The 23,278-nt window shown below is 68.4% G+C and carries 20 protein-coding genes, 1 tRNA gene and 1 riboswitch; of the genes, 8 read left to right on the forward strand and 13 right to left on the reverse strand.

Features of this window, described 5'->3' with window-relative positions; translation table 11 throughout:
* Window positions 1–36 precede the first annotated feature (36 nt).
* Window positions 37–150: riboswitch (SAM riboswitch) on the reverse strand.
* A gap of 203 nt (window positions 151–353) precedes the next feature.
* Both AC5W7N_RS02910 and AC5W7N_RS02915 read left to right on the forward strand, forming a co-directional pair.
* Window positions 354–4,280 (forward strand): Pls/PosA family non-ribosomal peptide synthetase, encoded by a 3,927-nt coding sequence (locus tag AC5W7N_RS02910; protein WP_195020500.1) that lies wholly within the window; start codon window positions 354–356, stop codon window positions 4,278–4,280.
* Entirely contained in the window at window positions 4,277–5,626 is a 1,350-nt protein-coding gene (locus AC5W7N_RS02915) for a M1 family metallopeptidase (RefSeq protein ID WP_195020499.1), read from the forward strand. The genes AC5W7N_RS02910 and AC5W7N_RS02915 overlap by 4 nt, the downstream gene beginning before the upstream one ends.
* A 7-nt stretch (window positions 5,627–5,633) precedes the next feature.
* Here the strand turns inward: AC5W7N_RS02915 and AC5W7N_RS02920 are convergent, their stop codons facing one another.
* From AC5W7N_RS02920 to AC5W7N_RS02930, 3 genes are all read right to left on the reverse strand, one after another.
* Window positions 5,634–5,822 (reverse strand): hypothetical protein, encoded by a 189-nt coding sequence (locus AC5W7N_RS02920; protein ID WP_195020498.1) that lies wholly within the window; start codon window positions 5,820–5,822, stop codon window positions 5,634–5,636.
* 76 nt (window positions 5,823–5,898) lie between these two features.
* Complete coding sequence (locus AC5W7N_RS02925; RefSeq protein WP_163813663.1) at window positions 5,899–6,342, reverse strand: DUF2752 domain-containing protein; 444 nt, start codon at window positions 6,340–6,342, stop codon at window positions 5,899–5,901.
* 34 nt (window positions 6,343–6,376) lie between these two features.
* Complete coding sequence (locus AC5W7N_RS02930; RefSeq protein ID WP_228806764.1) at window positions 6,377–6,538, reverse strand: glyoxalase superfamily protein; 162 nt, start codon at window positions 6,536–6,538, stop codon at window positions 6,377–6,379.
* A gap of 349 nt (window positions 6,539–6,887) precedes the next feature.
* On the opposite strand from AC5W7N_RS02930, the gene AC5W7N_RS02935 reads away from it, so the two are divergent.
* On the forward strand, window positions 6,888–7,940 hold the full coding sequence (locus AC5W7N_RS02935; RefSeq protein WP_163813664.1) for an alpha/beta fold hydrolase: 1,053 nt from the start codon (window positions 6,888–6,890) through the stop codon (window positions 7,938–7,940).
* 157 nt (window positions 7,941–8,097) lie between these two features.
* A complete protein-coding gene (locus AC5W7N_RS02940) occupies window positions 8,098–9,018 on the forward strand; it encodes an NADP-dependent oxidoreductase (RefSeq protein ID WP_195020497.1) in 921 nt (306 codons plus the stop codon).
* Window positions 9,019–9,431: 413 nt separating this feature from the next.
* On the opposite strand, the gene AC5W7N_RS02945 is transcribed toward AC5W7N_RS02940, so the two are convergent.
* Window positions 9,432–9,788: an Rv2640c family ArsR-like transcriptional regulator gene (locus tag AC5W7N_RS02945; RefSeq protein ID WP_195020496.1), complete on the reverse strand. Its 357-nt coding sequence runs from the start codon at window positions 9,786–9,788 to the stop codon at window positions 9,432–9,434.
* Between the two features lie 99 nt (window positions 9,789–9,887).
* Between AC5W7N_RS02945 and AC5W7N_RS02950 the strand changes: the two genes are divergently transcribed.
* Window positions 9,888–10,361 (forward strand): ArsI/CadI family heavy metal resistance metalloenzyme, encoded by a 474-nt coding sequence (locus AC5W7N_RS02950; RefSeq protein WP_195020495.1) that lies wholly within the window; start codon window positions 9,888–9,890, stop codon window positions 10,359–10,361.
* A gap of 14 nt (window positions 10,362–10,375) precedes the next feature.
* Here AC5W7N_RS02950 and AC5W7N_RS02955 read toward each other — a convergent pair whose 3' ends face one another.
* Both AC5W7N_RS02955 and AC5W7N_RS02960 read right to left on the reverse strand, forming a co-directional pair.
* Window positions 10,376–10,903, reverse strand: a complete 528-nt coding sequence (locus tag AC5W7N_RS02955) for a GNAT family N-acetyltransferase (RefSeq protein ID WP_194991578.1) — start codon at window positions 10,901–10,903, stop codon at window positions 10,376–10,378.
* Between the two features lie 11 nt (window positions 10,904–10,914).
* Entirely contained in the window at window positions 10,915–11,652 is a 738-nt protein-coding gene (locus tag AC5W7N_RS02960) for a helix-turn-helix domain-containing protein (protein WP_228806765.1), read from the reverse strand.
* A gap of 208 nt (window positions 11,653–11,860) precedes the next feature.
* Between AC5W7N_RS02960 and AC5W7N_RS02965 the strand changes: the two genes are divergently transcribed.
* Window positions 11,861–12,172: a hypothetical protein gene (locus AC5W7N_RS02965; protein WP_195020494.1), complete on the forward strand. Its 312-nt coding sequence runs from the start codon at window positions 11,861–11,863 to the stop codon at window positions 12,170–12,172.
* On the opposite strand, the gene AC5W7N_RS02970 is transcribed toward AC5W7N_RS02965, so the two are convergent.
* From AC5W7N_RS02970 to AC5W7N_RS02980, 3 genes are all read right to left on the reverse strand, one after another.
* Window positions 12,156–13,163: an asparagine synthase-related protein gene (locus tag AC5W7N_RS02970; protein ID WP_195020493.1), complete on the reverse strand. Its 1,008-nt coding sequence runs from the start codon at window positions 13,161–13,163 to the stop codon at window positions 12,156–12,158. The genes AC5W7N_RS02965 and AC5W7N_RS02970 overlap by 17 nt on opposite strands.
* Window positions 13,164–13,280: 117 nt before the next feature.
* Window positions 13,281–13,356: transfer RNA gene (locus AC5W7N_RS02975), tRNA-Thr, on the reverse strand.
* Window positions 13,357–13,498: 142 nt separating this feature from the next.
* Window positions 13,499–13,891 (reverse strand): winged helix-turn-helix transcriptional regulator, encoded by a 393-nt coding sequence (locus AC5W7N_RS02980; RefSeq protein ID WP_195020492.1) that lies wholly within the window; start codon window positions 13,889–13,891, stop codon window positions 13,499–13,501.
* Window positions 13,892–13,928: 37 nt separating this feature from the next.
* On the opposite strand from AC5W7N_RS02980, the gene AC5W7N_RS02985 reads away from it, so the two are divergent.
* Window positions 13,929–14,891: an NAD(P)-dependent oxidoreductase gene (locus AC5W7N_RS02985; protein WP_495923196.1), complete on the forward strand. Its 963-nt coding sequence runs from the start codon at window positions 13,929–13,931 to the stop codon at window positions 14,889–14,891.
* 4 nt (window positions 14,892–14,895) lie between these two features.
* Here the strand turns inward: AC5W7N_RS02985 and AC5W7N_RS02990 are convergent, their stop codons facing one another.
* The 3 genes from AC5W7N_RS02990 to AC5W7N_RS03000 form a co-directional block, all read right to left on the reverse strand.
* Window positions 14,896–16,128 carry a DNA polymerase III subunit delta' gene (locus AC5W7N_RS02990; RefSeq protein WP_163813672.1) on the reverse strand — a complete coding sequence of 411 codons (1,233 nt, stop codon included), beginning with the start codon at window positions 16,126–16,128 and terminating at the stop codon, window positions 14,896–14,898.
* Between the two features lie 214 nt (window positions 16,129–16,342).
* Window positions 16,343–19,225, reverse strand: coding sequence for a type I DNA topoisomerase (gene topA / locus AC5W7N_RS02995; RefSeq protein WP_195020490.1), 2,883 nt, complete (start codon window positions 19,223–19,225; stop codon window positions 16,343–16,345).
* A 295-nt stretch (window positions 19,226–19,520) separates the two neighbouring features.
* Window positions 19,521–19,727, reverse strand: a complete 207-nt coding sequence (locus AC5W7N_RS03000; RefSeq protein ID WP_011206895.1) for a cold-shock protein — start codon at window positions 19,725–19,727, stop codon at window positions 19,521–19,523.
* Window positions 19,728–20,227: 500 nt separating this feature from the next.
* Here AC5W7N_RS03000 and AC5W7N_RS03005 point away from each other — a divergent pair, with 500 nt between their 5' ends.
* Window positions 20,228–22,537, forward strand: coding sequence for a DEAD/DEAH box helicase (locus AC5W7N_RS03005; RefSeq protein WP_195020489.1), 2,310 nt, complete (start codon window positions 20,228–20,230; stop codon window positions 22,535–22,537).
* A gap of 299 nt (window positions 22,538–22,836) precedes the next feature.
* Here AC5W7N_RS03005 and AC5W7N_RS03010 read toward each other — a convergent pair whose 3' ends face one another.
* The gene (locus tag AC5W7N_RS03010) at window positions 22,837–23,190 is read right to left on the reverse strand and encodes an Rv3654c family TadE-like protein (RefSeq protein ID WP_163813675.1); all 354 of its coding nucleotides are present in this window, start codon (window positions 23,188–23,190) and stop codon (window positions 22,837–22,839) included.
* Window positions 23,191–23,278 lie beyond the last annotated feature (88 nt).

Genomic DNA, 23,278 nt, shown 5'->3' on the forward strand with positions numbered 1-23,278 from the left:
CCATCGGCTTAGGGACCCGCGAAAGAGGATTCGTCGAGTCCGCGCTTGCCGCGCCCGGTCGGGCGTCGGCCCGGTCGTCACCCGGAGCACCCCACCGCGGAGGAGGGTTGCCGGCCAGCAAGCCGGGGCTTGACGCTGGCACTCATGACCTGTGGCGAGATTGGCAGACCGGCCGCGCCGCTGTCAACCCGTCCCGCGCTGCGGGTACCGTTGACTACTGGTCACCGGGGTGTTTTCCGTTTGCCCATTGGTAACCCTCGTATGAAACAACCGTCTTCGAGAATTAGTTGGTGAGGCCGTACCGCCGAACATGGTTACTGCCGGACAGTGCTGAGGAAGGTGGGCCGGACGTGATGCTCCAGCCGCAGATCGACACCGATGGTTCGGTCCAGGAGCTCGATCCGCTGCTACGTTCGACCCTCGCCCCACCTGCGCGAACGCTGGTCGACATCCTCGCCGAGACGGCACGTGCCCATCCGGACGCCCCCGCCATCGACGACGGCGATACCGCCCTCACCTACACCGAGCTCCTCGCCGAGATCGCCGCGACGGTCGAGCGCCTCGGCGCGGCGGGGGTGCGGCGCGGCGACCGCGTCGGGGTGCGGATGCCGTCCGGTACCCGTGAGCTCTACGTCACGATTCTCGCGGTACTGCACGCGGGCGCGGCCTACGTACCCGTGGACGCCGACGATCCCGACGAACGCGCCCGCCTGGTCTTCGGCGAGGCGCGGGTCACCGCGATCGTCACCGCCGCCGGGATCGAAGCGACCGAGCACGCCAGCACGGCAAACGATGGGCAACCCGACGGGCCGCAGCAGCCCTCCCCCGCCGACGACGCCTGGATCATCTTCACCTCCGGCTCCACCGGCACGCCGAAAGGTGTTGCGGTAACCCATCGCAACGCTGCCGCCCTGGTCGACGCCGAGGCCCGGTTGTTCCTCCGCGATGCCCCGATCGGCCCCGGCGACCGGGTGCTGGCCGGACTGTCGGTGGCCTTCGACGCCTCCTGTGAGGAGATGTGGCTGGCCTGGCGGCACGGCGGCTGTCTGGTCCCCGCACCTCGCGCGCTGGTGCGCACCGGCGCCGATCTCGGTCCGTGGCTGGTGCGGCACGAGATCAGCGTCGTCTCCACCGTGCCGACGCTGGCGGCGACCTGGCCCGCCGAAGCGCTGGAACCGGTGCGGCTGCTCATCTTCGGCGGCGAGGCCGTGCCGCCGGAGCTGGCCGAACGTCTGGCGGGCGACCCGGAATCCGAACGCGAGGTGTGGAACACCTACGGCCCCACCGAAACCACCGTCGTCGCGTGCGCGGCGCTGCTGGACGGGAACTGGCCGGTGCGCATCGGTTTGCCGCTGGACGGCTGGGATCTGGCCGTCGTCGACGCCGCCGGTAATCCGGTGGGCGAGGGCGAATCCGGCGAACTGGTGATCGGCGGCGTCGGCCTGGCCCGCTATCTGGATCCGGCCAAGGACGCCGAGAAGTACGCGCCGCTGGCCTCCCTCGGCTGGGAACGCGCCTACCGCAGCGGCGATCTGGTGCGCAACGACAAGGCCGGACTGGTCTTCATCGGCCGCGCCGACGATCAGGTGAAGGTGGGCGGGCGCCGCATCGAACTCGGCGAACTCGACAACGCGCTGCAACATCTGCCCGGGGTGAGCGGTGCGGCCGCCGCCGTCCGCACCACCGCCGCAGGCAATCAGATCCTGGTCGGCTACCTCACCGGTATCCCACCCGATTACGACATCAAGGCCGCCCGCGCGCTGCTCGCCGAGCAATTGCCCGCCCCGCTGGTGCCGCGGCTGGTGGTGGTGCCGGAACTACCCACCCGCACCTCGGGCAAAGTCGACCGCGACGCCCTGCCCTGGCCGGTGGGCGGCAGCGACGAGACCGTCGACCACGGGCTCACCGGCACCGCCGCCTGGGTGGCCGAGCTGTGGAGTTCGATCCTCGGCGCCGAGATCACCGGCGCGGACGCTGATTTCTTCGATCTCGGCGGCGGCTCGCTCTCGGCGGCACAGCTGGTGACCGCACTGCGGCAACGGTATCCGCGCATCGCGGTCGCCGACCTGTACGACCATCCGCGGCTGGGCGCGCTTGCCGAATTCCTCGACGAGACCGCGCCGTCGGACGCCGTCGTCGAACGGACCGTCCGCCCGACGCCGCTGTCCGCACAGTGCGCCCAAGTCCTCGCCACCCTTCCGTTGACCACGCTCACCGGCCTGCAATGGCTCACCTGGTTGGCCATCGCGGGCAATATCGCGAGCTGGGCGGGCGCGCTGCCCTGGCTGCCGCAGCTGTCGTGGTGGTGGACGCTGCTGCTGTTCGTCGTCTTCATCACCCCGCTGGGCCGGATGAGCATCTGTGTCGCAGGCGCCCGGCTGCTGTTGCGCGGGGTCGCACCCGGCAGCTATCCGCGCGGTGGTTCGGTGCATCTGCGGCTGTGGGCGGCGGTGCGGCTCTCGGAGGCCAGTGGTGCCGAGAACCTGTCCGGCGCACCGTGGATGGTGCCGTTCGCGCGGGCATTGGGCGCGAAGATCGGCAAGGGCGTCGACCTGCACACGCTGCCGCCGGTGACCGGAATGCTCGAACTCGGCGACGGATGCAGCGTCGAGCCCGAAGTGGACCTGTCCGGTTACTGGATCGACGGCGACGTCGTGCATATCGGGCCCATCGTGGTCGGCCGCGGCGCGGTGATCGGCGCGCGCTCGATCCTGCTGCCCGGCACCAAGATCGGCCGTGACGCCGAGATCGCGGCCGGTTCGGCGGTCTCCGGGAAGGTCAAGCCGGATCAGGAGTGGGCGGGCTCGCCCGCGGTGAAGGTCGGCAAGGCCAGGCACCGCTGGCCCGCCGAGACGCCGAAACGCGCGATTCACTGGGTGCTCGCGTTCGCCATCAGCTCGATGGGCCTGGCCGCGATGCCCATTCTCGGGCTGGCCGCCGGTGGCGCGCTGATCGTCTGGTGGATCCGCGACACCACCACCATCGCGGGCGCACTCGGACGTGGCCTGCTCATGCTGCCGGTGGCCACCCTGGTGAGCCTGCTCGTCTACGCCGTGGCCACGGTGCTCGCGGTGCGGGTGCTCAGCCTCGGCCTCACCGAGGGCTACCACCCGGTTCGCAGCCGCGTCGGCTGGCAGGTGTGGGCCACCGAACGGCTGCTCGACGGCGCCCGCAACTTCCTGTTCCCGCTCTACGCCAGCCTGCTCACCCCCATCTGGTTGCGGCTGCTCGGCGCCAAGATCGGTAAGCGGGTGGAAGCTTCGACGGTATTGCTGCTGCCGAAGTTCACCACCGTCGCCGATGGCGCGTTCCTGGCCGACGACACCATGATCGCCAGTTACGAACTCGGCGGCGGCTGGCTGCGCATCGGCGAGGCGAAGGTCGGCAAACGCGCCTTCCTCGGCAACTCCGGGATGACCGCGCCCGGGCGCCGGGTGCCGAAGAACGGGCTGGTCGCCGTGCTCTCGGCCGCCCCGAGCAAGGCCAAGGCGGGCTCGTCCTGGCTCGGCAGCCCGCCCGTGCGGCTGCGCCGCGCCGCCGAAACCGCCGATACCGAGCGCACCTTCGATCCGCCGCTGCGGCTGCGAGTCTTCCGCGGCGTGGTGGAAACCTGCCGCCTGCTGCCGGTGCTCGTCACCTTCGCGATCGGCGTCGGCGTGCTGTTCACGCTGGCCTGGCTGGCGCAGAACATCGGCTACCCGGGCGCCGCGCTGCTCTCGGGTGTGGTGCTCATGGTCGCGGGCGCGCTGGCCTGCGCGAGCGCGATCACCGCCAAATGGCTGCTGATCGGCCGGATCCGCGCCGAAGAACATCCGCTGTGGAGTTCGTTCGTATGGCGTAACGAGGTGTCCGACAGCTTCGTGGAAACGGTGGCGGCACCGTGGTTCGCGCGCGCCGCGACGGGTACTCCGGTGCTGAATCTGTGGCTGCGTGGTCTGGGTGCCCGTATCGGTCGCGGTGTGTGGTGCGAGTCCTATTGGCTACCGGAGGCGGATTTGGTGACCCTCGGCGACGGCGCGACCGTGGAACGCGGTTGTGTGGTGCAGACCCATCTGTTCCACGATCGGATCATGTCGATGGACACCGTCACCCTCGGACCGGGCGCCACCCTCGGCCCGCACTGCGTCGCCCTGCCCGCCGCGACCATCGGCGCGGGCGCGACCATCGGCCCGGCCTCGCTGGTCATGCGCGGCGACACGGTGCCGCCGTCGACGCGGTGGTGGGGCAATCCGATCGCGCCATGGGCTGCGGCCGCCGATCCAGGGGCCGCCGGCCGATGAGAGGCAAGTTCTACGACGCCCCCATCGACGAGTACCTGCCGCAGAACGGAAACCGGGGCTATCGGGTCTCACGGTACGAACTCGACCTCACCTACAAGGTCGCCAGCAACCGGCTCGCCGGCCGTGCCGACATCACCGCGGTCACCACCGAGGTCCGCCCGCGCTTCGCCCTCGACCTGTCGCAATCGCTGTCGGTGTCGAAGGTCCTGGTCAACGGCAGCAAGGTCGCGAAGTACACCCATCAGCACGGCAAACTCGTCATCACCCCGCAGCAGCGGATCCCGGCCGGTGGGCTCCTCGCGGTCACGGTGCAGTACGCGGGCACCCCGCGCCCGGTGCGCGGCCCGTGGGGTGAGGTGGGCTGGGAGGAACTCACCGACGGGGCCTTGGTCGCCAGCCAGCCCAATGGCGCCGCGTCCTGGTTCCCCTGCGACGATCATCCGAGTTCCAAGGCCAGCTACCGCATTTCGATCACCACCGACACCCCCTACCACGCCCTCGCCAATGGCACCCTGCTGCGCAAGCAGACCAAGGCCAGCCAGACCACCTGGGTCTACGAGCAGTCCGAACCGATGTCGAGCTATCTGGCGACCATCCAGATCGGCCAGTACCGCAAACACCGGATCGGCCCCGCGCACGGTCCGGTCCCCATGCACGCCCTGGTACCCGCCCGCCTGCGCGCGAACTTCGACCACGATTTCGCCCGGCAGCCGCAGATGCTCGCGGTGTTCATCGACAAGTTCGGGCCGTATCCGTTCGAGGCGTACACGGTGGTCGTCACCGATGACGAGCTGGAGATCCCGATCGAGGCACAGGGCATCTCGATCTTCGGCGCCAACCACTGCGACGGCCGCCGTGGCGCGGAACGACTCGTCGCGCACGAACTCGCCCACCAGTGGTTCGGCAACAGCCTCACCATCCGGCAGTGGCGCGATATCTGGCTGCACGAGGGCTTCGCCTGCTACGCGGAATGGATCTGGTCCGAGGCCTCCGGCGGGCCGAGCGCCGACCAGCAGGCCAGGGCGGCGCGGCACAATCTGGCGCGGCAACCGCAGGACATCGTCGTCGGCGATCCTGGGCCCGCGCACATGTTCGACGATCGGGTCTACAAGCGTGGCGCGCTGTGCCTGCATTCGCTGCGGCTCGAGCTCGGCGATACCGCGTTCTTCGACATGCTGCGGGAATGGACCTCGCGCTATCGGCACGCCTCGGTGACCACCGAGGAGTTCACCGATCTGGCGGGGCACTACAGCTTGGTGCCGCTGCGCCCACTGTGGGACAGCTGGCTGCTGGCCGAGGCATTGCCACAGCTACCGCCCTCGGGTGGGATGTCGACCGGCGCCTGAGCGTTGCTCAGAAGACCAGATAGCGGGTGGCGAGTTCCTCGACAAGCGGATCGTCCTCGGCCACGCTGTCGAGGGCGTCGAGATCGGTCTCCACCGAGATCAGCCGGGGATCGTCCTGCTCGGAGTCCGTCGGTCCGTCCTCGACGAGCTGACGCAGCAGCTTGGCACGTACCCGTGCCTTGAGTGAATCGATCATGCGCTGTGTCCTTTCCGGCCGCTGCCCTATCTCCAGCTTGCCCCGTTTCGCCGGGGAGCGGGGGCGTTCGGGCTGCTCAGACCGGCGTCAACCAGCTACCCCACGGCGTATTGCGTAGCACTGTGTACACCGCGAGGAAGCCGAAGATCGACCACATGGTGAGGGCATTGATGCCGAAGTGCCGCATGGGTTTACCGCGCCACGCCCGGATCGCCCAGTCGCCCACCCATACCGCGAACAGCATCAGCAGCGGCAACGCGATGAGGTTGCTGTGCAGCGAATCGAGCACCTGCCCCTCGGTGAGGTTGTGTACTGCCCGCATACCACCACATCCCGGGCAGTACACCCCCGTCAGCGCATACACCGGGCAGATCCCCCACGATCCCTCCACATGCGGATCCCGCAGATGCACAGCCAGCACCGCGAGCACCCCGGCCCCGGCCACCGCCGCCGGCACCGCCAGGGCGCGCCACCTGGTCTGCGGCCGCCGGGCCACCGGTTCCGACTGCGTGATGTCCACGAATCTCACCGTAGCCGGGGCCGACGTGCCGCCGCTATCGAGACTGCGGCTGCGCGAATCGCAGCGAGTTGCCCGCGGGATCGACCAGGTCGAAGCCCGGCCCGCCGGGGCCGTCGTGCGGACATCCCGGGTCGGCGTACCGGTATTCCTTGGCCGCCAGCTCGGCATGCCAGGCGTGAATATCATCCACAGCCATCCACAACACGCTGCCGGGAGTGCCGTCACCGTGGTGCTCGCTAGGTCTTCGCCACATCGAACATGCGCAGCACGGGTATCGGCGGTGCAAGCCGATCGGATCGGTCGCCATCGCCCCATGATCGCACCGGGCACCGACACCGTTCGGTTCGGTAACGACACGCACACATCAGCAAACAGGAGGCATATTTCGGCCCCATTTCGGGCATTTTCCCGGTAACGGCATTACACACCGGACCGACACCCGGTGTAGCGGACCGTCGCGGTAAGAGTTTCCGGCAAGCGGCGCTTGCACTTGCAAGCACCCCAGCTTGCATTTACCGTGACGGTAGACACAAAGGAGTGCTCTGATGCTGGTGAAGTCGATGAAGACGCTGGCGCAGGTCCGCCACGGCGCCCTGACCGCCCCCTTTCGCGCCGGACTGCGGTCGCGCACATTCCAGACGGCGTCGCTCAACGCGCCCACCGCACCGCACGAGGTCATCCCGGTAACCACCATCGACGGCGCGCGCCTGCGGGTGCACGCCTACGGCCCGGCCGACGGCGATCCGATCGTGCTGGTCCACGGCTGGAGTTGCAGCATCGAGTACTGGAACCCGCAGATCAACGCCTTCGCCGATACGCACCGGGTCATCTGCTACGACCAGCGCGGCCACGGCGAAAGCCAAGCCGGAACGCTGTTCCCCAGCGCCGACACCATGGCCGACGATCTCGCCGCCGTCCTCGACGCCACCCTGCGCCCCGGGCAGCGCGCGGTACTCGTCGGCCACAGCATGGGCGGTATCACCCTGCAAGCATGGGCCGCCCGGCACCCCGACCAGGTCCGCCGCCGCGCAAAGGCCGCCGTCCTGGTGAACACCACCTCGGGCAATATCCGCTACGACACCGACCTGTTGCCGCTGCTCAACAAGCCGCTGATGGTCGCCGAACGTCCGATCACGGTCTTCGGGGCCGGTGTTCGGATGCCCATCATCTTCGCCGAGACGCTGCTCACCGCGCCGGTCCCGTTCCCCGGCGGATGGGCGGCCCGCGCCGTGCTCAAGTCCCGCATCATGTCACCGACCGCCACCCCCGACCAGGTCGAATTCGCTCTCGGTATCGTCCGCTCCTGCCGCCCGCTCGCCCGCGGCAGGCACGCGGCCGCCCTCGCCGACCTCGAACTCGGTGACGCCGCCAGCAACCTCGCCGTCCCGACGACGGTGATCGCGGGCGAGCACGACCGCCTGCTGCCGGAACGGATGTCGCGCATCATCGCCGACGCCCTCGACCGTGCCGGCCACCTCGCCGACTACCACGTCTGGCCCACCGGACACCTCACCAATATCGAAGCGGCCGACCGGTTCAACGCAGAACTGGCTCGGATCATCCGCCGCACCGGCCTGCGCGCGGCAGCCGCGGGCTGAGCGGAGGTTCACCGAGATCCGGTCAACGGTGCCCGGTCTCGGTGAGCTCTGGGTTCCTCCGGCGCCGGCATGTACCGGCGCGGAATCCGCTCGGAATATCGGTGCGGTGCCTCTGTTGCACTCGGAGACCACGGAACCGATATCGAGAGGATGCTTCATGCGCGCCGCAACCTACGACCGGTACAGCTCCGATGTCGCCGACATTCGGGTGCAAGAGCTGCCGAAACCGAAGGTTTTTCCGGGAACGGCGCTGGTCGAGGTGCGAGCCGCGGGGGTGAATCCGGTCGATTGGAAGTTGATGACCGGCGGGCTCGACGGGTTGATCGACGCGATCTTCCCCGTCATCCCGGGCTGGGATGTGGCCGGCGTCGTCGTCGAAACCGGCCCTGACACGCCGGAATTCACCGTCGGCGACGAAGTGCTCGGTTACGCACGCAAGGACACGCTGCACGCGGGTACCTTCGCCGAACTGGTGGCCGTGCCCGCCCCCACCCTTGCCCGCAAGCCTGCGGAACTGTCCTGGGAGCAGGCCGGCGCGCTGCCACTGGCTGGCGGCACCGCACTGCGCACCCTCGACACCCTGCGGGTCGGCGCGGACGACACCGTCCTCATCCATGCCGCGGCCGGTGGTGTCGGCAGCCTCGGCGTGCAGATCGCCACGGCGCGCGGCGCGCGGGTGATCGGCACCGCCTCCGAACGCAACCACGATTTCCTGCGCGAACTCGGCGCCGAACCGGTGAGCTACGGCGACGGCCTCGCCGACCGGGTCCGCGAACTCGCACCCGACGGGGTGGACGCGGTCGCCGATTTCGTCGGCGGCCAACTCGACGTCACCACCCAGGTGCTCGCCACGAACGGCCGCCACGCCTCCATCGCCGATCCCGAGGTGGAAGCGCACGGCGGACATGTGGTGTGGGTACGCCCGGACGGCACCCAGACCCAGCGCCTCGCCGACCTCGCCGCAGCGGGTTCGCTCACCGTGCCGATCGCCCGCACCTACTCGCTCGACGAAGTACCGCAGGCGTTCACCGCTAGCCGAGAGGGACACGTCCGCGGCAAGATCGTCATCGTGCCCTGAGGGAGGTCGGTACCGGTTCGGGGTGGTACCTCGGCCGGGTCGAATGCGGCTCGGTAGGTACCGGGCCAGACCAGCGGCACGGCGGGTTCGACGCCCGGCACGGACGGCTCGACGCCCACACGACCGGCTGGGCATAATGCTGTCGGCTCGACAGGCCCGACACCGACTCGGCCGACCCAACACGGCTCGGCCGGTTCAATGGCAACGCAGCCCGGGCCCGACAGCAGGGTGGTGGGCCCAGCGCCGCACTCGGCCGGCTCAACACCAGCACGACTGCCGAACACCGGCGCCGGCCCAGGTCGATTCCAGCGCGACCAGCTCAACCCCAGCGCGGCTGGCCACGCCACGCACGGTCGGCCCAACACCGCACGGACAGCCCGGAACCGGCACAGCCCAACACCGGTACGGCCGGCTCAGCAGCAATTCGGATCGAGCACCACGCACAGTGCGGACAGCGCCTCGCGGCGCGCCTGGTGGAATACGCTCATCCCGCGCCGCTCGGATCGCACCAGACCAGCCTTCCGGAGCTGGCCGAGGTGATGGCTCACCGTCGATTCGGCGAGTCCGAGCGCGCGGGCCAGCTCGCCCGTGCTCTCCGCGCCATCAGCCGAGGTGAGCAGCAGTGACATCAGTTTGACCCGCGCCGGGTCCGCGATCGCCTTCAGGCGCAGCGCCACCTCGAGGGCGGCGGCATCGTCGACCGGGCCTGCGGCCACCGGAGCGCAACACACCGGCGCCGACATATCCACCAGGGGCAAAGTTTTCGGCACGAAATCCACCTTACGCCGGGTATTGACATATGTCGAAAAGGTGAGCAAGCTGATGCCTGTCAGCTCTTCGATATATGTCTCACAGGTGGAGGTTCTGTCATGTCCCGCATCCAACTCGCCCTCAACGTCGACGACCTCGAGGCGTCGGTGAAGTTCTACTCGACCCTCTTCGGCACCGAGCCGGCCAAACGCAAGCCCGGCTACGCCAACTTCGCGATCACCGAACCACCGTTGAAGCTCGTTCTCATCGAAAACCCGGGCCACGGAGGTTCCGTCAACCACCTCGGCGTCGAAGTGGAATCCACCGACACCGTCCACTCCGAAATCACCCGCCTCGCCGAGGCCGGCCTGTTCACCGAGGAAGAAATGAACACCACCTGCTGCTTCGCCACCCAGGACAAGGTCTGGGTAACCGCACCCGACAAAGAACGCTGGGAGGTCTACACCGTCCTAGCCGACAGCGAAACCTTCGGCAAGGCCCCGGAATTGCTCGCCGACGACGAATCCCGCTGTTGCGGAACCACAACCACCGAAGCCGACGCCGCCTGCTGCTCCACGGCCGCGCGGACGTAGCGGGCCGCCGCACCTCAGACGCGAAGCCGATCGAGCGCGATCCGGTACCGCCGGGCCGGACCGAGCTCGGTCTCCTCAATCGCCTCGAGCACGCCACCGCAGCGCTCGATCGTCTTCGCCGAAGCGACATTTCCGGCCGCGCAGATCACCAGCACCCGCCCCATCCCGAGCCCCCGCGCCTCATCGAGCATCCGGCCAAGAGCCCACGTCGCCAGCCCGCGCCCACGCGCCGAAGGCCGGATGCCATACCCGATGTGCCCCACCCGCAGCACGTCGTCTTCGCCCCCATGCCGTAGTGCGATCCCACCGAGCACCCGATCATCGTCGACGATCCACCGGTAGGTACACCGCGCCGCCGCGGGCATCACCCCACTCGACTCATCCAGCAGTCGCTGCACCCATGCCGCGAATCCGGTTGCCGACTCGACGTCATCGGACGGCCGCAATCCGAACCCGTCCTCATGCACCCCCGGCCCCCACTCGGCATGTGCCTCGAGCCACCCCGAACGCCATCGCACCGCAGGCACAACCAACTCCGGCATATGCCCTCAGCCTATGCCTCGACCGGCCGCTGATACGCGTCAAGAGTCGACTTGCTGGTATTCGACTCTTGGAGAACCAATTCCCATGGACCCGAGTTGATTTCGAAGTCCTTCCCGAATCCGATCCACTTCCCGGCCATCCGGTTGCCGGTCGGGTCGATGAGCAGTTGTACCGCTCCGTGGTAGCGAGCGCCACGGTAGTACCCGTCGACCGCGGTGCGTTCGGACCACGTGCCGGTCGCGACATTGCCGTCCGCGGTGAGGTCCATCTCCGTGACCGACGGCGACGACCCGGGCAAGCTGCGCACGGTGATCTGGGTGTCGTGATGCAAGACCACGGCGTAATGGGCGACAGTGAACGTCGCGTCGCGTCCGGTCGAGTAGTACTCGTATCGGCTCAGCCACACTCCCGAATGATCGCCGCTCACCCGCGCCGCCGCTGCGGGAACGCTGTCGAAGGTGCCGACCGGCGACTCGACATCTCGGCTGTTGTCGTTGAGGCCACCGATTCCGCGCCCCGCCCGCACCGCCCCGAACCCGAGCGATTCGATCGGCAGCTTCATCACCCGTTCGAGCGCCTGAGCGTGACTCGGCCGGGGGTAGGCCGTCGCACCGGACTCCCAGCGCTGCACCAGCCGCTTGGTCGCGCTGACACATCCGGCCTCCCGCAGCGCCCGCGCCAGATCGTCCTGGCTCATCAAACGGGCCGTACGAGCGGCCCGCAGCGCGGTATTGGGTGTCGTTCGCATAGCTGCCACCGTAACCCGAATGACGCCGAAATGTCGCCCTATTTGCTGACCAGAAGACACCCGCCGCGTCGTCGCCAGGACATCCCCGAGCGAGCACTGTCAGCTGCACGCCCCGCCGCCGGGTGTCTGATCTCCGGCGGCGGGAGCGAGCCAACTACGGGACAGAGGGGTCTTGGGAATGGACTGCACGCCGAAGGCAATCGGATTGATGCGGCGCGGAGTACCCGGCGAAGACGGGGCCGATCTCGGTGCGCTCGCCGAACGGTACGGGTATCGGTTGGTTTTCACAGTCGGGCTCGACGTCCGGCCGCTGGTGGCGGCGATGGCGCTCGCGCAGCATTTGGGCGATCACGCGGCGACTGCCGTGGTCGTGCCGACCTTCGAGCACGCCGAGCCGTACCGGATGATCGTCACCGAACTCGCGGTCCTGATCACTCCGGTGCGGGTCTACCGGCGCGGGCACCGCTGGCCGGCCGGTGGCGAGGAGGGCAGGCGGCGAGGGGTTATCCCTTCCCGATGATGGCCAGGTACAGGCGGGTGGCGACGGCTTCGGCGTCCTCGGTCATCGGGTCGGAGTAGGTCTGTGCGCCGGGGAGGTCGGCGGCGTATGCCCTTGCGGCGGAGACGAGGGCGCCCATCAGGCCGGATGAGCGTTGGATCGGTGATTTCGGCGACCAGGCAAGGTGTTTCGATTCCGCGGGCAAGGCAGCGTCGCAGGCCATGCGGAGGGCGAATTTGTCGAATGCGCGGCCGTCGCGGGTGCCGAAGAGGGCGGATGGGGCGAAGGTCTCGGCGAGTGCCCACCAGCGGACCGTCTGGTAGACGTGGATCAAGCGGTCGGCGTATCCGTCCAACAGGGCTGGATAGAAATGCGGGACGAGCCGGTCGTAGCGGAAGTTCGCCGCGGATTCGGCTCTGATCAGCCGGTCGAGCTCAGCCCGGGCTGCATGGGAGGCGGGCGGATGCGTCAACTGTCGACCGCCGCCGAATATGGCATCGGCGCCGCTTCCGTCCAGGATCGCGCCCAGGTCCGGGATCGTGTCGAAGACCCGGCGGGCCGCGACGAGCGGAATCCCGGCCGTGACCTCCCACAGTTCCGAGGTGCCGAGCCGCCCCATCACATCGCGCGAAAGCTCGATCACATCGGTGCCGCCGAGCCGGATCACGTGATGACGTAGCCCGAGCGCAGCTGCCGCGACCGCCGCGTTCGCCTCATGGTGCTCACCATCGGTGACGACGGTGACCGCCACCGGCTCGGCACCCAACGCAACGGCAACGGCTGCCACGTAGATCGAGTCGACCCCACCGCTGAGCAGCACGGCCGGGATACCGCCGAACCGTTCGAGCACAGCGGCGATGCGCGATCGGGCTTCTTCCGCGATCAGCTCAGCGGCTTCGGCCGGATCGGTGATCGTGCGCGCATCGGGATTCGGTTCGGCGATGCCGTCGACGAGGTCCGAAACGTATTGCAGCGGTTCGGCGGTCTGCTCGGTAGCGGTGCGAATATCCACCGTTCAGTTGTACGGCAGCCGGCGATGTGACAATCCGTGACGAGAACGGTTCCGGGGCCTACCGCACCGGAACCGTCGTCGACATGAAGAATCAGCTGATCAGAGCTGGTCTCCGAGTGGAGCCGCCTGGGGGAATCGAACCCCCGACCTTTTCATTACGAGTGAAGCGCTCTACCGACTGAGCTAAGGCGGCGTGCCTTTCGGCGTCGCGAGTCTATCGTCTCGGCGGGCGGAACGCGAAAACGGGTGCTCGGTGGGCTGGTGGGGCGGGCTGCGAGGCCTGGTTCCGGGCTCGTCCAGGGCGACGAGAGCCGGGTATCGGGCTGTGGGGGAGCTCAGTGGGTCGGCTGAGCAAGCCGGTGGCCGGTGCGTGATGGGTCGGCGGGGCTCGGGTGCGCGGTGCCGCCCATCAGGTGTTCGCGGCCCCATGCCTCCAGGGGGAGCAGTGCGTCGTTGAGCAGTGCGCCGAGCGGGGTGAGCGAGTATTCGACGCGTGGCGGCACCTCGTCGTAGACCTCACGGTGCACGATGCCGTCGGCTTCGAGCTCGCGTAGCTGGGTGGTGAGGACCTTCTCGGTGACGCCGGGCACCGAGCGGCGTAGTTCTCCGAACCGGCGCGGGCGCTCACTCAACGGCCAGAGGATCAGCAGCTTCCATTTACCGTTCAGCACCGACAGCGTGGCATCCAGTCCGCACGTGTAGGCGCCCGGCCTGCGCGTAATCGGCATCGCTACCCCTCTCACCTGCCTGTTCACTTTCCCAGAAGTGCGTGCGCACTTCGATGTGCGTACTTGTCGGGCCTCCGGGACCGGGCAAAGACTATCCGCCATGTCCGACAACAATTCTCAGCAAGCAGTCACCGTCCTCGGTCTCGGCGATATGGGGACGGCACTGGCCCGGGCCTGGCTGTCCGCCGGATTCTCGGTCACGGTGTGGAACCGCAGCGTCCGCCCCGCGCCGGCGGGCGCGGTGGTCGTGGCGGATATCGCGGCCGCTGTCGCGGCGAATCGGCTCGTCGTCGTGTGCCTGCTCGACGACGCGTCGGTCCGCGCGACGCTCGACGGTGTCGACCTGGCCGGTCGTGACGTCGTCAGTCTGACCACCAGCACTCCGGCGGAGGCCCGCACTCTGTCGGAGTGGGTGGCCGCGCGCGGCGGGCGGTTCCTCGACGGCGGCATCATGGCCGTTCCGTCGATGATCGGTGTGCCCGGCTCGGGCGCGTACGTGTACTACAGCGGCTCGCCCGAGCTGCACGAAGCCCATGTCGAGGCGTTGTCGGTGCCCGCCGGGGTCGAGTACGTGGGCGCGGATGCCGGGTTCGCCGCCCTCTACGACATCGCCCTGCTCAGCGGCATGTGGGGCATGTTCGCCGGCGCCGCGCACGCCTTCGCGCTGATCGGGAAAGAGGACATCTCGCCAGTCGAGTTCGCACCGCGCTTGATCGCCTATCAGCAGGCGATGGCCGGCTACTCGTACGGCACCGCGGCCCAGCTCGCGAGCGGCGACTACACCGACGGTGTCGAATCGAATCTGGCGATGATGGTGACGACGAACGCGACACTGTTGCGCACCGCGGCCGAGCAAGGCGTCAGCGCGGAGCTCCTCGCGCCGTTCATGGCATTGATGGATCGGCGAGTCGCCGAGGGCGGAGGCCGGGAGTCCACCACCGGAGTGGTCGATTTGCTGCGTCTACCAGACGTTGCCGCGCAGCACAGCCGCCCCCGGTGACCATCTAGCCGGACTGCGCGGCGATCAGCGCCGCGACCATGGCTGCGAGGGCGAACCGGGGCTTGACGTTGAGGTCGAGCGCTTCGCGGCAGGCCAGCACCGCCTCGAGCGAGCGGAGCAGCCCTTCGGGTGGTACGCGGTCGGCGAGGTCGGTGATCTGGTCGGCCAGGTCGGGGTGGGTGAGCGTGATCCCGTCGGTGCTGGGTTTGCGGCGCGAACGGCCCATACCGGTGCCGGCGGCGAAGCGGACGGCGAGCGCGTCACGGTAGACGCCGGCGACGTCGATCAGGGCGCGGTCGAGGGCGTCGCGGCCGGTGCGGGTGGCGCGGGATTTCTGCCGGCGCTCGAGATCTTTGAGCACGCCCGCTGATCCCCGGGTGGCGCTCGCGGCGCCCTTGCCGGTGCCGCCCGCACCCATGGCGGTGGCGAGTTCTTCGCGTTCGCGCTCGTCGCGGTCGGCACTCATCTGCTTGGCTTCGTCGTCGGCGGCTTTCACCAGGTCGTCGGCGGCGGCGTAGGCGGCGCCGGGCCTGGACACCGCGGAGACCAGGGCGAGGGCGCGTTTGCGGTGCTCGCGTGCTTCGGCGTCGGTGGCGAGGCGGCGAGCGCGCCCCACATGCCCACCGCTGACCGAGGCCGCCCACTCGGCGGTCTCGGCGTCGAGCTGGTCGCGTTCGCGCAGGACCTGAGCGATCGCGGGGACCGAGGGCGTGACGAGATGGACGTGCCTGCATCGCGAGCGCAGCGTGACCGAGATGTCCTCGGGATCCACCGAGGGCGCGCACAGCAGGAACACCGTGCGGTCCGGCGGTTCCTCGACCACCTTGAGCAGCACATTGCCGGCTGCTTCGGTGAGCCGGTCGGCGTCCTCGATCAGCACCACCTGCCAGCGGCCGGTGCTCGGGCGGCGCGCGGCGATCTGGACGATCTCGCGCATCTCCTTGGTGCTGATGCTCAGGCCCTCGGGGATGACCCGGCGGACGTCACCGTGGGTGCCTGCCATGGTGGTGGTGCAGGCATGGCAGTGGCCGCAGCCGGGTGTGCCGGGATCGGTGCACTGCAACGCGGCGGCGAAGCACAGCGCCGCCACCGAACGGCCGGACCCCGGCGGGCCGGTGAACAGCCACGAATGCGTCATCGCGCCCTCGACGGACCCGGCGCGTGCGGCGATCGCGGCAGCAGTCAGCTCCGATTCGACCGCATCCTGGCCGACCAACCGATCGAAGACACCCGCCACGTCGTACACCCTAGCGGCCGGAACCGACACGTCGTTGCGGCGCGATCACCTGCGACGGTGCGCGATCGGTTTCCGGCTCTGCTCGCCGCGCGAACAGTGTCGTCACGCCGTGCCCACTGGAGCGCCGCAGTGCGAACACTGCCGACGCGCCGCACCGACACCTGGTGCCGGTGCGGGCGCGGCCAGGAGCCCGCGCATCGGCCCGCGCCGACCGCTAGTCCGAGCTCGCCTTGGCCGAGGCCTTCTTCGCCGGTGCCTTCTTGGCGGCCGTCTTCTTGGCGGCGGTAGTCTTCTTCGCGGCCGTGGTCTTCGCCGTCGTCTTCTTGGCCGCGGTCTTCTTGGCGGTCTTCTTCGCCGCCTTCTTCACCGGTCCCCGCGCCCGGCGATCGGCCAGCAGCTCCGCCGCCCGCTCGTCGGTGATCGACTCGACCTCGTCACCCTTGCGCAGGCTGGCATTGGTTTCGCCATCGGTGACGTACGGACCGAAGCGACCGTCCTTGATCACCATCGGCTTACCGCTGGCCGGATCGTTGCCGAGTTCGCGCAGCGGGGCGGCGCTGGCGGCCTGCCTGCCACGACGCTTCGGCTCGGCGTAGATCTTCAACGCCTCATCGAGCGTGATGCTGAAGATCTGATCCTCATCGGCCAGCGAACGGGAGTCGGTGCCCTTCTTCAGGTACGGCCCGTAACGCCCGTTCTGCGCGGTGATCTCCTCGCCGGAGGCCGGATCGGTGCCGACCACACGCGGCAGCGACAGCAGTTTCAGCGCGTCGTCGAGGGTGATCGTGGCCAGATCCATGGATTTGAACAGCGATCCGGTCCGCGGTTTCGGCGCAGCGGCCTTCTTCGCGGTCTTCTTCGCCGGAGCCGCCTCTTCCTCCGGTTCGGGCAGGATCTCGGTGACGTAGGGGCCGAATCGTCCTTCCTTGGCGACGATTTCGTGCCCGGAAGCCGGATCCACGCCCAGCGAACGACCCTCCTGCGGCGTCGCGAACAGCTTCTCGGCGACCTCGGGAGTCAGCTCGTCGGGCGGCAGATCGTCGGGCAGATTCGCCCGCTGCGAGATCGAATCACCTTCCGGATCATCCGGATTGGTGACCATCCGCTCCAGGTACGGCCCGTAGCGGCCGACGCGCACCACCACGTCACGGTTTTCGGCGTCGGTGAAGAGCTTGATCGAGTTGACCTCGCGGGCGTCGATATCGTCGAGCCGCTCGCCGACCATCTTCTTCAGCCCGCCCGACCGCGCGACCGAGCCGTCGGCACCGTGATCGCCGCCGAAATAGAAGCTGGACAACCAGTTTCCGCGCTGCTCACGCCCACCGGCGATGGCGTCGAGATCGTCCTCCATGGCCGCGGTGAAGTCGAAATCGACCAGGCGGCCGAAGTGTTCTTCGAGCAGCCCGACCACCGCGAACGCCACCCACGACGGCACCAGCGCGCTACCGCGCTTGTAGACGTAGCCGCGATCCAGGATCGTTTTGATGATCGACGAATACGTGGAGGGGCGGCCGATGCCGAGCTCTTCGAGCGCCTTGATCAGCGAGGCTTCGGTGTAGCGGGCCGGCGGATTGGTGCTGTGCCCGTCCGGGTTCAGCTCCACCGCGGTGACGCCCTGGCCCTCTTCGAGTGCGGGCAGGCGCGATTCTGCGTCGTCGGATTGGCCGCCGGCCTCCTCGTCGACGCTCTCGACGTAGGCCTTGAGGAAGCCGGGGAAGGTGATGGTGCGCCCGGAGGCGGAGAACACGCATTCCTCACCGGTGCCCGCGACGCCGGTGATCCGCAGGGTGAGCGTGGTGCCCCTGGCGTCGGCCATCTGGGAAGCGACCGTGCGCTGCCAGATCAGCTCGTAGAGCCGGAACTCGTCGTTGTCGAGCCGGGCGTGCAGCTCACCGGGGGTGGCGAAGGTATCGCCCGCCGGGCGGATCGCCTCGTGTGCTTCCTGCGCGTTCTTGACCTTGCGGGTGTACTGCCGGGCCGTCGGATGCACATATTCCGAGCCGTAGAGCTGGGTGGCCTGCGACCGGGCGGCATTGATCGCCGACTGCGACAGCGTGGTCGAGTCGGTACGCATGTAGGTGATGTAGCCGTTTTCGTACAGCCGCTGCGCCACCCGCATGGTGCGCTCGGAGGTGAAGCGCAGCTTGCGGCCCGCCTCCTGCTGCAACGTGGAAGTCATGAACGGCGCGTACGGCTTGCGTGAGTAGGGCTTGGCTTCCGCGGAGGAAACGACCAGGTCGGCGCCGTCGAGCGCCTCGGCGAGGCGGCGCGCGTACGCCTCGTCCAGCACGACGACGCCGGAGTCGGCCTTCAACTGACCGTCGGAACCGAAGTCGCGGCCGGAGGCCACGCGCGCACCGTCGACGTTGACCAGACGCGCACCGAACGTGCGCGGATTGCCACCGGCCTCGCCGGTATCTCCCGCGTCGAGCTTGGCGGCGATATCCCAGAACTCGGCCGAACGGAACGCCATCCGCTCGCGTTCACGGCGAACGATCACCCTGGTCGCGACGGACTGCACGCGGCCGGCCGACAACCGCGGCATGACCTTCTTCCACAGCACCGGGCTGACCTCGTAGCCGTACAGGCGGTCCAGGATGCGGCGGGTCTCCTGCGCGTCTACCAGGTCGCTGTCCAGATCACGGGTATCGGCGGCCGCGGCCTGGATGGCGGGCTCGGTGATCTCGTGGAACACCATTCGCCGGACCGGGATCTTCGGCTTGAGGGTTTCCAGCAGGTGCCAGGCGATGGCCTCGCCCTCGCGGTCGGGGTCGGTGGCCAGGTAGAGCTCGTCGGCGTCCTTGAGCAGGCTCTTGAGCTCGGTGACCTTGCCCTTCTTATCCGGGCTCACCACATAGATCGGCTCGAAATCGTGGTCGACGTCGACACCGAGGCGCGCCCAGGGCTGGCCCTTGTATTTGGCGGGTACATCCGCCGCGCCGCGCGGCAGGTCCCGGATATGACCGACGGAGGCCTCCACCGTGTAATTACGGCCCAGATAGGGCGCGATTTTGCGGGCCTTGGTCGGGGACTCGACGATCACGAGACGACGCAGGGGACGGCCCTGGTCGGCTGCACCGCGGTCTCGTGTTGCCACCGGCGAATACACCTTTCCTTCTCGACCCGCGCGCCGCTGTTCGCGTCCGCACGGCTAGGGCAATAGTGGCGATGTCGTATATCGCTACCAGACACGTTTATACCTTGACGCTGCGCGTGGTCGAGTGGTTGCGATCGGAACCACCGAGCGTACGCGCTATCGCGGATCAGTATGCAGTGCCCCGGTCCGGCCGTCCCGCGCGGCGGGGGTGGAGACGGAGGAACCTACCCCAGATATAGCTCGTCCCTCACCGCCGTTACCGGTGGTGAGGGACGAGCTGTGGATGAATGCGAGCTCAGCTGAGCGCGCGAACTCCGGTGGCCTGCGGGCCCTTGGTGCCCTGGCCGACCTCGAACTCGACCTTCTGGTTCTCCTCGAGGGTACGGAAGCCGGACCCCTGAATCTCGGAGTAGTGGACGAAGACGTCAGCGGAGCCGTCCTCGGGCGCGATGAAGCCGAACCCCTTCTCCGCGTTGAACCACTTCACAGTTCCCTGTGCCATTCTGTTCCTCTTCTTTTCTTACCGGAACGGCGGACAACTGGGTTCGTCCACCGGGCCCGTTCCGACCGCTGTACTGTTGGTTCCCCCTGCAAGGAAAGCACCAAGTACATCGTTCGCAACATCGATCCTGCCGACGGTTTGGACTTTGGATCCGTCCCTCGAACACAGAAGCTTGCGACCAGGAACCAGTGAACCATGTCTTTGCGTAATTCAACAGCGGAGTTACCGACAATTTGCAAAAAACTTGATCTTGCGAATGCGCAGGTGAGGGACACATTGGGGGAATCCAGACTTCCGGTACGTTTGCCCCCCGATAACCGAGCGAGCATCTGGCTACCGGGCTGTGACCCAGGTCGCTATTGGGTATCGAATTGGCAGGTGACGCTCCCTGGACGCACACGTTTCACACTTTCCCGACACGCCGGAGGTCCGAACGAGTGAATCCGGCAGACCGGACCAGCCGGACCGCGACCGCGAACGGCGAAAGCTACGGGCGATCGTTGCTGAATCGTGTCCGAACGCCGGGCTCGGACGGGGACTCCCGGCTCACCCACGTGGCCGAACTTCCGGCTCGGGCGGGACGGGTCGGCGAATGGCCGGTATGGGTGCGTCAGGAAGTCATCACCGCATTCGCCGCAATCGGCATCGACGCACCGTGGTCGCACCAGGTCAGCACCGCCGAGACCGCGGCCAGCGGGCAGCACGTGGTGGTCGCGACCGGCACCGCGTCCGGGAAATCGCTGGGATACCAGCTGCCCGTACTCAGCGGTCTACTCGACGATCCCACCGCCACCGCCCTCTATATCGCCCCGACCAAGGCGCTCGGCGCCGATCAGCTACGCATGATCGGCGAACTCACCCATGAGGGCCCGCTGCGCGATATCCACGCCGCGACCTACGACGGCGATACTCCCGGCGAGATCCGGCAGTGGGTGCGGGCGAACGCGCGATGGATCTTCACCAACCCGGACATGCTGCACATTGGCATGCTGCGCTCGCACAAGCGCTGGGCCAGGGTGCTGCGCAGGCTGCGCTATGTGGTGGTGGACGAATGCCACGCCTACCGCGGCGTCTTCGGCTCGCACGTCGCGCTGGTGCTGCGCCGCCTACGCAGGCTGGCCGCCCACTACGGCGCCGACCCGGTGTTCGTGCTGTGTTCGGCCACCACCGCCGACCCCGCCGAGGCAGCATCGCGGCTGGTGGGAGCGCCGTGTGTGGCCGTCACCGAGGACGGCTCACCGCGTGGGGCGCGCACCGTCGCCTTGTGGGAGCCGCCGCTGTCGACCGCCGTGACCGGCGAAAACGGCGCGCCGGTGCGCCGGTCGGCCAACTCGGAGGCCGCTCGGATCATGGCCGACCTGGTGGTCGAGGGCGCGCGCACCTTGACCTTCGTACGATCGCGGCGCGGCGCGGAAACAGCGGCGATGGAGGCCCGCAGGCTGCTGGCCGAGGTGGATCCGCAGCTGGTCGAACGGGTCGCGGCCTACCGCGGCGGCTACCTGCCCGAGGATCGGCGCGAGCTGGAAGCGGCCATCTCCGACGGGCGGCTACTGGCCGCGGCCACCACCAATGCGCTCGAGCTCGGCGTCGATATCGCCGGCCTGGATGCCGTGGTGATGTCCGGTTTCCCGGGCACCGTCGCCTCGTTCTGGCAGCAGGCCGGACGGGCGGGCAGGCGCACCCAGGGCTCGCTCGTCCTGCTCGTGGCCAGGGACGATCCGCTGGACACTTACCTGGTCCACCACCCGGATGCACTGCTCGGCAGGCCGGTCGAGGCCACCATCACCGACCCGGGCAATCCCTATGTGCTCGGACCGCAGTTGCTGTGCGCGGCGCTGGAACTGCCACTGACCGACCGCGAAGCCGAGGCACTGGGTGCGCGCCCGGTGCTGGCCGATCTCGCTGGTCGAGGACTGATCCGCCGCCGGGAGAACGGCAGTCCGGACACCGCGCGCTGGTACGTCACCGCCGATGCGCAGCCGCATGATGCCGTCGATGTCCGTGGCGGCATCGGGGCGCCGGTCGCGATCGTCGACGGCGAGTCCGGCCGGCTGCTCGGCACCGCCGACGCCGGTCGCGCCCTGTCGACCCTGCACACCGGAGCCGTCCACCTGCACCAGGGCGAGACCTATGTGGTGGATGAACTCGACCTCGACGGTGGGGTCGCGTTCGTCCACGAAGGCGATCCGGGCTGGACCACCAGCTCGCGCCAGACCACCTCCCTCACCGTCGACGCATTCCTCGACCGACGCGTCCACGGCGCGGTCACTGCGGCATCGGCGCAGGTCACCGTCACCAGCCAGGTGGTCGGATACCTGCGCACGCTGCCCACCGGCGAGGTGCTCGACCTGGTGGAACTCGATCTGCCGCCGCAGACCCTGCCCACCAAGGCCGTGCTGTACACCGTGACGCCGGACCTGCTGGCACACGCAGGCATCACGGCAGCCCAGATCCCCGGCGCCCTGCATGCCGCCGAGCACGCCGTCATCGGGCTGCTCCCGCTGGTGGCGACCTGCGACCGCTGGGACATCGGTGGCGTCTCCATTGCCGAGCATCCCGACACCGGGCTGCCGACGGTGTTCGTCTACGACGGTCAGCCCGGTGGCGCGGGTTTCGCCGAACGCGGCTACGCCCAGCTCGAGCGCTGGTTGTCGGCGACGTCGGCGGCCATCGACTCGTGCACGTGCACGGCGGGCTGCCCGTCTTGCGTGCAGTCACCCAAGTGCGGCAACGGCAACAGTCCGCTGGACAAGGCCGGTGCGGCCCGGCTGCTGACCGCGGTGCTGGCTGCGCTGCGAGCCGGCAGGTGACAGCCGTCCGCCCAAACGGTGATCTTGCCGCCGCCGTGGCGTGACCGTCCGGTCATCTGCGGCGGCGATGGCCGGGGTGAAGCCCGGTATGTGCGCCGAGTAACCGGGTTCGCCAGCGCTGTCCGAATAAAGAGGACGGTTCTCATGTTAACTGGTGCATAGCCATGACCTCTCACGTATCCATATGCGGATCTGTTCATCCCTTTTCCTCGAGTGCCCGGAGAATTAACAGCAGCGCCGTATTAATTCATCGATAAGAAATGGGAATACTCGCCGTTAACAAAATGCCGGACGTGCCATCACTGCTGTTCTTCGACCGGTCCGGCGCGTGCCATGGCACGTACTGTTCGGTCGCCTAATAGACCCATTGGTACTTTTCCTTCCACGGTCACTACGACATCCCACTCGGCGACCTCGCATCCGCGAATCGTCATCCGCATCCGACGCGCGATCTCACCTCCCTCGGTGCACGCCTGCGCCGCTCCGTGGGCCAGGGCGCCGGCCGCCGCCAAGGCCGCGAGATCAGCGGCTGCCTGCGCCCGATGGCGCGCCACCACCCCGGCGCCCACCTGACCCACCAGCATCGTCAGCACCAGCAGACCGGCCAGTGCCAGCGCGGCGAATACGGTCGCGACGCCCGCCTCACCCCGCATCCGAGTGGACCTGTTCGTATCGTCACCGGCCGCGCCGAGACACCCAGGCCGAGGCATGAGCGCAATGCCACGCCCCGCGGTCCGGGCC

Source organism: Nocardia sp. CDC519 (assembly GCF_059509835.1).